Source organism: Pelotomaculum propionicicum, assembly GCF_004369225.1.
In the GTDB taxonomy this organism is placed as follows: domain Bacteria; phylum Bacillota; class Desulfotomaculia; order Desulfotomaculales; family Pelotomaculaceae; genus Pelotomaculum_B; species Pelotomaculum_B propionicicum.
In genome coordinates, this window is the sequence record NZ_QFFZ01000072.1 from 1 (window position 1) to 12,241 (window position 12,241).

Annotated in this window: 9 protein-coding genes and 2 pseudogenes; 1 reads left to right on the top strand and 10 read right to left on the bottom strand. The window is 45.4% G+C overall.

Annotation, left to right across the window (positions count from 1 at the left end; genetic code table 11):
• Positions 1-134: pseudogene (locus Pmgp_RS17865) on the bottom strand (transposase); the annotation flags it as partial.
• Between the two features lie 169 nt (positions 135-303).
• On the opposite strand from Pmgp_RS17865, the gene Pmgp_RS17870 reads away from it, so the two are divergent.
• Positions 304-1,212 carry a LysR family transcriptional regulator gene (locus Pmgp_RS17870; RefSeq protein WP_134215835.1) on the top strand — a complete coding sequence of 303 codons (909 nt, stop codon included), beginning with the start codon at positions 304-306 and terminating at the stop codon, positions 1,210-1,212.
• 402 nt (positions 1,213-1,614) lie between these two features.
• Here the strand turns inward: Pmgp_RS17870 and Pmgp_RS17875 are convergent, their stop codons facing one another.
• From Pmgp_RS17875 to Pmgp_RS17915, 9 genes and pseudogenes are all read right to left on the bottom strand, one after another.
• Positions 1,615-2,838, bottom strand: coding sequence for a CaiB/BaiF CoA transferase family protein (locus Pmgp_RS17875; protein ID WP_134215837.1), 1,224 nt, complete (start codon positions 2,836-2,838; stop codon positions 1,615-1,617).
• Between the two features lie 340 nt (positions 2,839-3,178).
• Entirely contained in the window at positions 3,179-4,510 is a 1,332-nt protein-coding gene (locus tag Pmgp_RS17880; RefSeq protein ID WP_134215839.1) for an MFS transporter, read from the bottom strand.
• Between the two features lie 392 nt (positions 4,511-4,902).
• Positions 4,903-5,913, bottom strand: coding sequence for an electron transfer flavoprotein subunit alpha/FixB family protein (locus tag Pmgp_RS17885; RefSeq protein WP_205078095.1), 1,011 nt, complete (start codon positions 5,911-5,913; stop codon positions 4,903-4,905).
• Positions 5,914-5,927: 14 nt separating this feature from the next.
• Positions 5,928-6,719 (bottom strand): electron transfer flavoprotein subunit beta/FixA family protein, encoded by a 792-nt coding sequence (locus tag Pmgp_RS17890; protein WP_134215843.1) that lies wholly within the window; start codon positions 6,717-6,719, stop codon positions 5,928-5,930.
• 48 nt (positions 6,720-6,767) lie between these two features.
• The gene (locus Pmgp_RS17895; RefSeq protein WP_134215845.1) at positions 6,768-8,057 is read right to left on the bottom strand and encodes an MFS transporter; all 1,290 of its coding nucleotides are present in this window, start codon (positions 8,055-8,057) and stop codon (positions 6,768-6,770) included.
• Between the two features lie 341 nt (positions 8,058-8,398).
• A complete protein-coding gene (locus tag Pmgp_RS17900) occupies positions 8,399-9,571 on the bottom strand; it encodes a CaiB/BaiF CoA transferase family protein (protein WP_134215847.1) in 1,173 nt (390 codons plus the stop codon).
• A gap of 106 nt (positions 9,572-9,677) precedes the next feature.
• Positions 9,678-10,718 (bottom strand): zinc-dependent alcohol dehydrogenase, encoded by a 1,041-nt coding sequence (locus Pmgp_RS17905; protein ID WP_134215849.1) that lies wholly within the window; start codon positions 10,716-10,718, stop codon positions 9,678-9,680.
• A 127-nt stretch (positions 10,719-10,845) separates the two neighbouring features.
• Entirely contained in the window at positions 10,846-11,592 is a 747-nt protein-coding gene (locus Pmgp_RS17910) for an SDR family NAD(P)-dependent oxidoreductase (protein WP_134215851.1), read from the bottom strand.
• Positions 11,593-12,035: 443 nt separating this feature from the next.
• Positions 12,036-12,241, bottom strand: a pseudogene (locus tag Pmgp_RS17915) (dihydropyrimidine dehydrogenase); the annotation flags it as partial.

Below are 12,241 nucleotides of genomic sequence, written 5' to 3' on the forward strand. Positions count from 1 at the left end.
GAAGTCTTTTCATATTTGCCGATAATTCTGGGCTCGAATTCACCATTTCGATCCCGGGGGATTTCAATTTCTGATTTGCCAAACTTGGTTTGGATAGTTTTTTTGTTGTAGCCGTTACGGCTATTACATTTGTTTTGGGATGAATTCATTTGCACCCTCAATTTCACCGATATGGTTATTTTTTGCATTATTGAATACTATTGGGCATCACAGTCTATTTCTGACTCCTTAAGGTTTTCCATAGTCAATTTCTATAGATTTTGTTATACTTAAATAGTAAATTCATATGAAGAAGGTTAGAAAATGAATCTTTATCAACTTTATTATTTTAGAACCCTGTCTAAGCTGGAGCATTATACAAAAGCAGCAGCACAACTTTCCATGACTCAGCCAAGCCTGAGCCATGCAATTTCATCTTTAGAAAGCGAACTGGGTGTACTTTTATTTGAAAAACAAGGGCGTAATGTGGTGCTTACAAAGTACGGAAAATTATTCCTGCCTTATGTTGAAAATGCTATAAATGAGCTGGAAGCAGGGATTAAAAAAATTAAAGAAATGACAGGTGATAACACCGGTGTGATCAGTATTGCATTCATTTACACGCTCAGCTCGCACTTTATCCCTAATTTAATCGCATCATTCAAAAAAGATGAAAAGAATAGAAACATTAAATTTTTATTACAGGAAGGCGTTACTACCACAGAAGAATGTACAGCTGCACTGATTAGAGGGTTAAAGGATGAAAAATTCGACCTGGTTTTTGTTTCCCTGATACCTGAAGATCCCAGCATAGAATTTATTCCTGTCTGCGAGCAAAAATTAGTGGCACTGATACCGAATGATTGCCCTCTTGCCAGCCATGTAACTATTGATTTAAAAGATACGGAACCTTATTCGCTGATACACTACACCCACAAAACCGGATTGAAACAAGAGATTAACCGGCTGTTTGAAAAGGTAAATATAGTTCCCAAGGTTTACTGCGAAGTGGAAGATGAAATTTCTATGGCTGGATTGGTTGCCGTTAACATGGGTATCGCCATAGTTCCGGACAGCCCTACTTTCCATAATTTTAATATTAAAATTCTTCCAATAAGCAATCCTAACTATACAAGAGTGATTTACCTGGGTTATATGAAAAACCGGTTTCTTGCCCCACCTGTTCAGCGCTTTAAAAATTTCATCACCAATAATGCCAGAGATTTAATGTAAGACAAACAACAACCTGCCTGGTTGTAGATAAGTATTATAAAGTCACGGGAACCCCATTTATGATAAATGGGGTTCCCCCTATATTTTAACGCAAACATTTTTTAAAAGGATGTCCTTTGACATGGATATGTTTAGTTGCCCGAATAAGTATATCTTTTTTGATTATTTTTTGAATTATCCATGTCAAAGGTGTAAAGAGAGGTAGAGTATATTTAGCAGGGGTAAGTTTAAACATTCTTATTTGGCAACTCTTTTTTAAAAAAACAACCTGACCTCTGTTCTAAACACAACTGTTTCTTTCACTTTGTATTATAATGTATCTTCTCATATGAGTCTAATGCTTATATTTTGACATTTTCCTACTTATTATAGAAAATAACTATAGATTATCTATGTGATAAACTATATTTCTCCTTTAAAACATTTAACTGCCCCTTCGGCTTCCAATCTGTTGACATCTTCCTCGGAGTAACCATATTTCAACATATACTTCCGGGTATCGTAACCGATTGGCCTGGACTTTCTAAGTTCAGGGTCACCGACACTCTTCAATCTAATTGGACTGGTAGGAATAACCCGATCGCCGAAATCATTATAGTGCAGTGGTCTCAGAATGTCGTTGGCGTAGGCTTCTTCATCAGCAAGAACATCATCAACAGTGAAGCACTTCTGGTATGGGATTTCATGCTCCCTGAAGATTACTTCCCACTCGGCAAACGTTTTTTTAGCAAATGCTTCCTCAAGGAGTTTTACAACATATCCATTTCTGTTATATTCGTTGATTACTTCCAGGGTATCATAATCCTTGTTGCCTACAAGGTAACCGAGACCAAACGCGGTCATCATCTCTTCAAAGTATTTGTTGTAGTTCCCGTTGCAGATCAGGAACCAAATATCGTCTTTGGATTTATAGCAGTTGTTAAACGGGCATGGAACCTCTTTTCTTGATCTTGGATACTCGGCTCCGGACTGGCGTGAAACCATGGCGATTTGCATTGCCCACACCGCGCAGTGATAGAGGTTAACCACAACCTTGTCACCACGGCCTGTTTTCAGCTTTCTGACTAAGGCTGCCAGAACACCGGCGGTCAAAGCTACCGCCGCGTTCCAGTCGCCGAAAGCGGCCGGTACGTTAACGGGGGATTCACCCTTCTGGGGGAAGCTCATCAATATGCCACCGCGGGCGGAGTAAGCGGTCGCGTCATATCCTTTTGAATCTTTTTCCGGACCTCTTTCGCCGTAACCCCTCATATGACCGTAAACAATATGCGGGAATTTTGCACTGATGGTATCATAATCAAGGCCTAACTTAATTAATGCTTTGTCCCTAAAGCTTGTTATCAAAATGTCCGCGTCTGCTATCATCTTGTAAACAAATTCCAGGCCAGCCGGGTTTTTAAGGTTGACGCTAATCCAGTTCTTGTTCATACTGCTCATATCAAAGGCCGGGTCTTCAATATCGTTGCGTTTCATACCGAAGCCCGGTCCCTGGGTACGCTGCTCATCACCGGTAAACGGCTCAATCTTAATAATTTCCGCGCCCATTTCACCAAGAATTCTGGGGCAGGCCGGCGCAGCCACATAGGAAGTTAATTCCACTACTTTGATTCCTTCTAAACCCATCATTTTTATGTTATCCCCTTTCGTGTGCTAATTTTATCTTCAGCAAGAAAACGGTGTCAACTTGTTGAAAGTAATTTTCAAATTTTAATTTTGGAACTCTGGTAAATTCTCGGCCCACAAAGCAAGACATGTACCAGTTTGTGCCTTCGTTAAAAATATTTCTTATACTTTCAAAGAAAATGTTCATGGGAGTGGTTTACATTAGTATATTGAAGTGCGGCTCACGGGGATATTTAGGTTTTTAGGTATCTCCTAAGTATCCCCGTTACACGCTTCAATTTTTTTTACGCTCAATCCCGCAAGCAGAGTTGCAAATGTAATTCTATGCATTCATTTCAACGGGCTAACTTGAAAACTTTATATTTTTGTTTTGGCCGGCGAGTTGTTTCATATTTACCTGATCCTGGTCGGGAATCGGGTCTAAGTCGGTAAGCAGGAACACGTAACTTAAAATACCGATAAATAATACGATCCCGGCGACTATAAAAGCCATTGCAAATGAGCCAGTCGCCCCAACGATAAAACCGGTAATAATCGGCGCTAAAATGCCCATACCGCTGTTCCCGAAAGTAAGCAACCCCATCATAGTGCCTGTGGTTCCCTTGGGAGCAATGAATGTGGGTATTTGAAAGGCAATTCCTGAAGTAACGACCAGACCTCCGAGCGCAATGGATATATAAGTTACAGCGACATTCGGATTAGTTGTAAAGGCCGCGCCGATAACTGCCAGCCCCAGCATCATACCGACAACAAGCATAACTTTGCGAACTAACATTGGATTATATCCCTTGGTGACCAAGCGGTCAACCAGCCAACCCGAAATTGTGAGTTCTGTAAGAAAGCCGACAAACCAGGGTATTGACGCGTACCATCCCGTCTTAATCAATGACATGTGCATTTGTGTAGCCAGGTAATTAGGGAGCCAGGTTAAGAACAGGTACCATGCGTAACCGTAAGCGCCGTAGCCGATGATTACGCCCCAGACTTTACGCTGTTTTAACAAATAGCCAACGTTAGAAATAAAACTGCCTGAGGCCTGTCCTTCAGCCTGGGCGCCGCCCTCTACAATATAGTCATACTCCTCTTTTGACAATTTCTTGTCTTCTTTCGGATCCCGGTATATAGCCCAGAACATGACCGTATATAACAAACTGAGCAGCGCAGTTACATAAAAACCGCCGCGCCAGCCCCACTGCGCAACCACCAGACTGACAAAGGCAACACCAATGGCATTGGCCAGCTTGGACTCCGAGTCAAACAGGGCAATGGCACGGGCGCGTTCATGTTTTGGAAACCAGTAACCTGTCGCCTTGGCGTTGGCCGGAAAGCATGGCGCCTCAGAAGCTCCCAGCAAGAGGCGGGACAACAGAATTAGTCCAAAACCGCTGACTACCGCAGTCATATAGGTGGCAATGGTCCAGATGGCGGTGGCGACGCGTATCACCCACTTGACCCCGATCTTGTCCAGCATGGCGCCGACGGGAAATTGAAGAAGCGCGTAGGTCCAGATAAAAGAAGAAAAGAGAATGCCCATCTGTGCGGGAGACAGATTAAACTCTTTCGACATTAAAGTACCCGCTACAGATAAGTTAGTCCTGTCAAAGTAGTTAACGATAACCCCAAAAGCAAGTAGAAACACTATTACCCAACGTCTTTTCCCCGTAGTTTTTAACATGCTTCTTAATTAGCTCCTTTCTCTACAACTTACAAGTAATTGTCCATAAAGAGCTTTATTTAATTTTTCTTCTTAACCCTTGCCTTGTTATAAAAGTGTCTACTTGAAAACATTTTGGGGTGTTGGACTCCCTGTTTCACCACAAAAAAATACACTCCATCCTTGTGTGGCGAGAAACGGTAGCCGGACCCTATGATCACACATAAAGAAGTGTAAAAATTTGCATATTCAGCAGGTCATATTACCAACACCCCTATTGTAACACACTTTGTTTTTTGATAGATTATAAACAACTGGTAAAATGGCTTTGAGCGGGCCATTAAAGTAAAAACCAGGCTTAGGGAAAAATCATTCCGCAGGAACGATTTTTCCCTATTTTTTCAGTTGATGCTTTAACTTGCTTTAATCTTCTTGAATTCCTCAATAAGCACGGGTATAACTTCAAACAAATCTCCCACTACGCCAAAATCAGCAACATCAAATATCGGCGCTTCAGGATCTTTATTTATGGCTACGATTATCTTTGAGGAGGACATTCCGGCTAAATGCTGTACAGCGCCTGATATGCCGCAGGCAAAATAAATCTTGGGTCCCACTGTTTTTCCCGTTTGCCCCACCTGCCTCAGAGGTGAGATCCAACCGGCGTCAACCGCTGCTCTGGATGCCCCTACGGCGCCGCCCAACACATCAGCCAGCTCTTTGATGATGGCGAAGTTCTCAGGCTTGCCCAGTCCCCTTCCTCCGGATACGACTATTTCCGCTTCTTCAAGTTTTACCCCGGCTTCTTCCGCGGACTTGATAAAATCAACCAGCTTTGTTCTGATTTCCTCCGCGGGTGTCCTGATTTCTTCTCTTATAATACTGGCTGTTTTGCTGTCATCCGGCTGCGCCTTTTTAAACACACCCGGTCTTACAGTTCCTACCTGCGGCCTTGTTTGGGAACACACTATAGTCGCCATAATACTCCCGCCAAAAGCAGGTCTTGTCCATTCAATATCGCCGGTCTCCGCGTTAACTGCCAGGTCAGTGCAGTCTGCCGTACAGCCTGTCTTCAACCTGCATGATATTCTCGGCGCTAAATCCCTGCCCTGAATAGTGCCTCCGAATAATATCGCCGCGGGTTTATACTTTTCTGACAACTTCACCATGGCATTGGTATATCCGTCTGTGTTATAGTCTTTGTATTCTTCACCTTCAACCAGAATAACTTCATCAGCGCCATACGCGGTTACTGTTTTGGCTGCCGCATCCAGATCTTTGCCGATAATAACCGCAACCAGTTTCTCATTATTTGCTCCTGCCAGAACCCTGCCCTGGTTTAAAAGTTCCAGGCCAACATTCCTTACTTCGCCGCGGGCGGTTTCGATAAACACCCATACATTCTTGTAGTCCTTCAGATCCACACTAACCATCCCCCTTAAACAAGCTTAGCTTCGACTAATTTTTGAACTAATTTAAGTGCTGATTCTCCTGCTGTTTCTTCTTTAATCCTTAAGCCGGACCCTCTTTTAGGAGGCGCGAATGTCTTCAATACCCTGGTAGGTGAGCCGTTCAGACCTGTTTTGGCCGTATCGATATCCGGCAAATCCGCTGCGCTTAACACTTCTATCTTGGCTTTGTTGGCCATCATTTTACTTTTAATAGTGGCGTATCTTGGCTCGTTAATTGATTTAACCACGGTACATACCACCGGCAGCTTGGCTTCAATAACCTCATACCCGTCATCATGCTCTTTATTGACTACAATGATGTCTCCTTTAATCTCTATCTTGGCGGCATAAGTTACCTGGGCAAGTCCAAGGTGCTCCGCTATTTCGGGCCCCACATGTCCTGTATCGCCGTCTATGGCCTGCTTGCCGCACAAAATAAGGTCGAAGTTTCCAAGCTTTTTAATAGCTGCCGCCAGGATACTGCTTGTCGCCAGGGTATCTGAACCGGCAAATGCGCTGTCCGTTATTAAAACAGCCCTGTCCGCTCCAACTGAGATGCATTCCTTTAAAGCGTCTTTAGCTTGTTCAGGTCCCATGCTCAGTACAGTCACACTGCCGCCCTGCGCTTCTTTAAGCTGTACCGCCGCTTCAAGAGCGTTTTTGTCATACGGGCTGACAATGCTCGGCACACCTTTCCTAATGAGGGTATTTGTGGCTGGATCCATTTTTTTGATCTCTTCAGTGTCTGGTACTTGTTTAATGCAAACTAGCATGTCCATATAAATAACCTCCTCTTCGGGAATTTTAACAAAGATATCAATGACTCTTTAACTAACATTAGCAACTGGTTTAGTATTAACAGCTTTTTTGTGTTCAATCTGCTTAACCGTGATAAAGAACAACAAAAGCGCGCCGGCCACGGCTACTAAAGCGCCAAAGTACATGGCATACTCATATTTGCCGAAGTGGTCGATAATCATACCGGTGACAAGCGGCGCCAGGATACCCGCGCAGGTGCCGCAAAAGCCGTACAAACCAACAATTTTGCCGGCATGCTTCGGAGAAAAGACCATCGGCATCGAGAAATATCCCGCCTGGGTAATGGATAAGAACCCTTCAGATATTGAGATCAGGGCTAGAGCAGCAACGCCGCTGTTGGCGCCGGTACCAAGTATTAAAAAGATCCCGGCTGCGACCATGCCGATAAATGGAAACATCTTGCGGCCAGTATTGTGTCCGAATCTCTTGGCGGCCCAGTCGGCTAAATACCCGCCAAGCGGATAAGCGAAACATGCGACGATATACGGGACCATGGTGTAGTAACCGCTCTTGACCAGGGTAAAGCCGCGGCCATTGGCAAAGTAAGTAGGCAGCCAGGTCAGGAACAAGAAAAAGAGATAGTTGCTGGCAAAGTAAGACAGCGAAGCGCCCCATACCGACCATTTTGAAAAAACATCCGCTGTAGTCACAGCCGCGGCGTCACTGGAGATTTCCTTCTGCCCCTGGTCACCTCTGATGTACTGTATTTCTTCCTGGCTTACTCTGGGGTGCAGTTCCGGCTTATTCCGGCCAAGCAGCCACCATAGTATGCACCAAACCGGCCCGACAAAAGCAAACACGTAGAATGTAGTCTGCCAGTTAAAATTAGATATGAACAGGACACCAAGGGGCATAGTGAGAGCAATACCCAGCGGGGTGCCGATCATAACTATTCCTTGCGCGGTAGCTATCTCTTTTTTAGGCATCCACTGCGCCAGCAGCGCGGCGTTGGAAGGCAGTGTAGCAGCCTGGCCCAGGCCCACCAGCACACGCACGAAGATCATTAAACCTATGGTAACGCCTATGACAGGAGTCAGTATTGTAAATAACGAGTAAAACAAAATCCCCGCCACCACAACCCTGCCGGCGCCAAACCGGTCAGCAAACCAACCAGCCGGGAACATGGTAATCGCATAGCCGATGAAAAACGCTGTCGAAACCAAACCAAACTGGGTAGCGTTCCAGCCGTATGTTTTCATCAATACAGGGCCGGATATTGATATAGCGGATCTGCAAAGATACATGGTCATATAACTTAGCAACATTAAGAAAACGATCGTCCACCTTTTGTTTGTCATTGACTGATCCCCCATTTTTATATTTTCTACTACTCAATGGCCATGTCCGGGGTAACATTGTTACACCGACTGAATACTTAATTTTAAAGTTCTAACCAGACAACTTATTATTGAATATCTACTCTTCTTTGGTCTCACCTTATTAACTTATAATTGATGTGCCAACTCTCACCGCTACACCTTGGCGGAATGGCACACACACATTGCTGATTTTCCACCCCCTGATGTCATTTTCTGATGATTCAGTTAAATCACGCCGGCTTCCTTCAGGGCAGTCATTTTTTCATCTGATAAATGTAGAAGTCCTCGGTAAATCTCATCATTATGCTGCCCTAGAAGGGCTATACTCCTCCAACGACTCCCTGTTTAGAGAAAGCCTCGATCTCTTCTTTGCTGAAGCCGATTTTCTCTAGAATTTCACCGGTATGCTGCCCCAAAACCGGCGGAGGCGTCGCTTCTTGGAGAGGTGTGTCAATGCCGGACATCCTGTAAGGCAACTTTGTTTGCAGTATCCTGCCGGTTATTGGATACTCCACATATTCCATTATTCCGGTTTTTGATGCCAGGATGTCTTCTATGGCATCCCCCATACTCTTGACCGGTGTGATACAAATGTCCTTGTCCTTAAGCCATTCCAACCATTCAGCATGGGTTTTGCCGGCAACCAGGCTTTCCATCCTGTTCCAGGCTTCTTCATCCTCCTGGCGGCGGTAAAATTGTTTGGGGATAAGATCTTCCATGCCGGTGTTTTCACAGAATATCTTCCAAAACTTATCTTCAACCATACCAAAGGCCAGGAGTCCTTTGTCCTTTGTTTCATAAATGTTGTAGCAAAGCGCCGGGTACTCAATGGTAGCCGCGGAAATACTGTTTCCCTGGAAATGGTACCTGCTCGTCAACAGGCTGAGCCACCAGACCAGTGAATCAAACATCGGAATATCCACTGACTGGCCTTCGCCGGTTATTTCGCGGTGGTATAAAGCAATGGCTATACCCTGGGAAGCAGCCATGCCTGTTGCCACGTCAGCTAAGTGCAGAGGGGACAGCTTGCCGCCGTTCAGTGACAAGTAACCGCTCAGGGCCTGTAAATTTACGTCATGAATAGCCTGCAGGCTCCTGGGGTCGTCCTGTCCAAAAGCCGATAAAGAACAATAAATGATCCTGGGATTAATTTTTTTGATTTCGGCGTAATCAATACCAAGCCGTTTAGTTACTCCGGGGCGAAAGTTTTCGACTATTACATCCGACTCCTGGGCTAACTTGTGAAATATCCGCTTCCCGTCCGCACTCTTGAGGTTAATGGTTATGCTTTTTTTGTTGCGGCACAAGGCTGAAAAATAGTAACTGACACCGTTTATTTTTGGCTCATCACCCCTGCAAAAATCGCCCTTGCCCATATCCTCAACCTTAATTACTTCAGCTCCGAGATCCGCAAATACTTGTGTCGTGTAACCCCCTGGCAAATACCTGGTTAAGTCGAGAACTTTAATGCCTGAAAAAGATTTTGCGCCCACTCTTTAAACCTCCAATCCGCAAAGTGCTGTTAATCCGCTTCTGCTGGGTGTTTGAACTTGGCCCCCGCTTTAAGGGGCCAAGTTCAACTAAATTCAAATTAAGAGATTACGGTTCAAGGATTATGCGCAGGCCCTGGCTTTGGTCGAGCAATTTCATAGCATCTTCCCATTCGCTCAGAGGCATGGTATGGGTTCCGATTGGTTCCACATCTAAACCACCGTCGATCATCTTAGCGGCCTGCAGCCAGTTTTTGAGTTCATAGGCCCTGTTTCCGATAAGACTTATTTCACTCATGGCAAGTTTGGTCATCATAATCTCGCTTGGCTTGGCCGGCAAGCCGGTAACCCCGATTCTGCCGCGCTTGGCCACCATTTGCATAGCCTGCGGCACTACGGAAAAATGACCGGCGGCGTCAAACGCCACATCCGCACCCCGGCCATTGGTAATGTCTTTGATGATACTCACAGGGTCTTGTTCACTAACATTGATAACTTCATATGCCCCAAGGGTTTTAGCCATCTGCAACCTGTCCTTGTCCGGCGCCGCGCCGGCCACGATTACCTTGCCGACCCCCATGTTTTTAAGCACCAGAAGCATTAAAAGTCCAATTGCTCCAGGGCCGATAACAACAGCAGTCTGACCGAATTCAGGCTTAACTCTTTCAACAGCGTGAACCGCCACACAAAGTGGCTCCATCAACGCGCCGGACTTGAAGCTTACACTATCCGGCAGTTTAATTATGTTCTGGCTCCTGACAGCCACATACTGGGCAAACCCTCCATCATAATCTGTCCCTAAAAATGGCCGGTCGTCACACACATTGATAATGCCCTCAGCACAATAACTGCACCTGCCGCAATACAGGATCGGGTTTACAGTGACACGTTCCCCGGTTTTAATTCCCTTGACCTGGTTCCCTACCTGGGCCACCACTCCGGCGAATTCGTGGCCGAAGATGCGGGGAAAGTCAATCTTATAAGAATTGGCGATTGCTTCGTTCCAGTGCCATAAAGAGTGGTCGGTGCCGCAAATACCGCTGGCCTTGATTTGAACCAGAACTTCATCCGGTTTAATTTCCGGAATCGGGACTTGACCAAATTTCATACTGTACGGTTTAGCTTCATATTTATAGACAGCATCCATCATAATTAAACTCAGCCTCCGCTTTCTTGTTTATTATTTCACATGTTTAGAAACCGAAATCCACCTTGTATTAACTTGTAATAAATTGCTTTAAGCAATTTTTCTTTCACTGGCAGTCTGCCGGCCCTGATTATTGACAGGACCAACCGCCATCCAGTATTAAGGTGTGGCCTGTAGTGTATGATGATTGAGGGATGCAGAAATAAAGAATAGCTGCAGCCATCTCTTCCTGGGTTCCCATTTTCTTTAATGGAGTGCGGTCAAGCACAGACTGAAGTCTTTCTTTATCTGCCAGTAAGCCGGCTACCATATCAGTCATAACGTACCCTGGCGCGATGGCATTGACGTTAATATTGAAAGGAGCGAGGTCGATGGCAAGAGCTTTGGTCATTGACATGATAGCTCCTTTGGATGTGCAGTAAGGAACAATCTCCGGCAAGGCGTTAATGCCTCTTTGGGAGGTTACATTCACTATTCTGCCGCCGCCATTGCGGGCCATAACCCTTGCCACTGCCTGGGTAACAAAAAATGCCGCCGTCATGTTTAACGCAAAGAGTTTTTCCCAATCTTCCCTGGTGACATTGAGGGTGCTTGTCCTTGGCAGCGCCATGCCGGAATTGTTTACAAGTATGTCAATTTTACCAAAAGCTTCACATGTCGCCGATACCAAGTTATCTATATCTTCCTGCACGGTAACATCGGTGCGTACAGCAAGGCCTACACCACCGTTAGCCTTGATTTCTTCGCAAACTTCCAAGAGCTTTTCTTTCCTGCGGGCGGCAACTACTACTTTTGCACCCGCCGCAGCTAAAGTTAAAGCTGTGGTGCGTCCAATTCCGGAACCCCCACCGGTAATTATTGCTACCTGGTCTTTCAACGGTAAACCACCAAACCAATTTCCAGTCGCTTCTTTCCCCACTTCTTTCACCCTTTCACATGCATTTTTTCACAAAGTTACTGACTGTAACTCTTGTACCTCTAAAATAGTCTTGTTTGGCAGCAAATTTGTTTTGACTTAAATTGCCACCACTTATACGAGTTACTCACCCCCTCACGTGTGATATTTATTTATTTCATCCCCTTTCTGTCCCAAGATTACTAAACAACAGCCTTTTGTTCTAATAAAACTTATTCCGACAATTTCGGTAGTCAGTAGTCAGTATATCCTGCATTCCTATTTAGTCTTAAGCCGTAAGGCGTATGCCATAGGTGCATCCTGCATTCCTAACAGGTTTTTAACCCAAAAGAATTACTTCCACACTTACGACCTACGTCTTACGACCTACAACATTGTTTTTCCCACGTCCCACGGCCCACGTCTCACTTCCCACTTAGGTACGCGTGGATAGACTTGGCGGCGGTCCTTCCCGCACCCATGGCCAGGATCACCGTGGCGGCGCCTGTCACCACGTCGCCTCCCGCGTACACGCCGGGCTTGGAGGTGGCGCCTGTTTCCAGGCTGGCGACGATGTTGCCCTTCCTGCTCAGCTCCAGGCCTTTGGTGGTCCTGGGCACCAGCGGGTTCG

Bases quoted from the DNA above. Each gene is read 5' to 3' on its own strand.
- Pmgp_RS17890 (WP_134215843.1), bottom strand. From the start codon at position 6,719: ATGGACATGCTAGTTTGCATTAAACAAGTACCAGACACTGAAGAGATC.
- Pmgp_RS17905 (WP_134215849.1), bottom strand. From the start codon at position 10,718: ATGATGGATGCTGTCTATAAATATGAAGCTAAACCGTACAGTATGAAA.
- Pmgp_RS17870 (WP_134215835.1), top strand. From the start codon at position 304: ATGAATCTTTATCAACTTTATTATTTTAGAACCCTGTCTAAGCTGGAG.
- Pmgp_RS17895 (WP_134215845.1), bottom strand. From the start codon at position 8,057: ATGACAAACAAAAGGTGGACGATCGTTTTCTTAATGTTGCTAAGTTAT.
- Pmgp_RS17880 (WP_134215839.1), bottom strand. From the start codon at position 4,510: ATGTTAAAAACTACGGGGAAAAGACGTTGGGTAATAGTGTTTCTACTT.
- Pmgp_RS17875 (WP_134215837.1), bottom strand. From the start codon at position 2,838: ATGATGGGTTTAGAAGGAATCAAAGTAGTGGAATTAACTTCCTATGTG.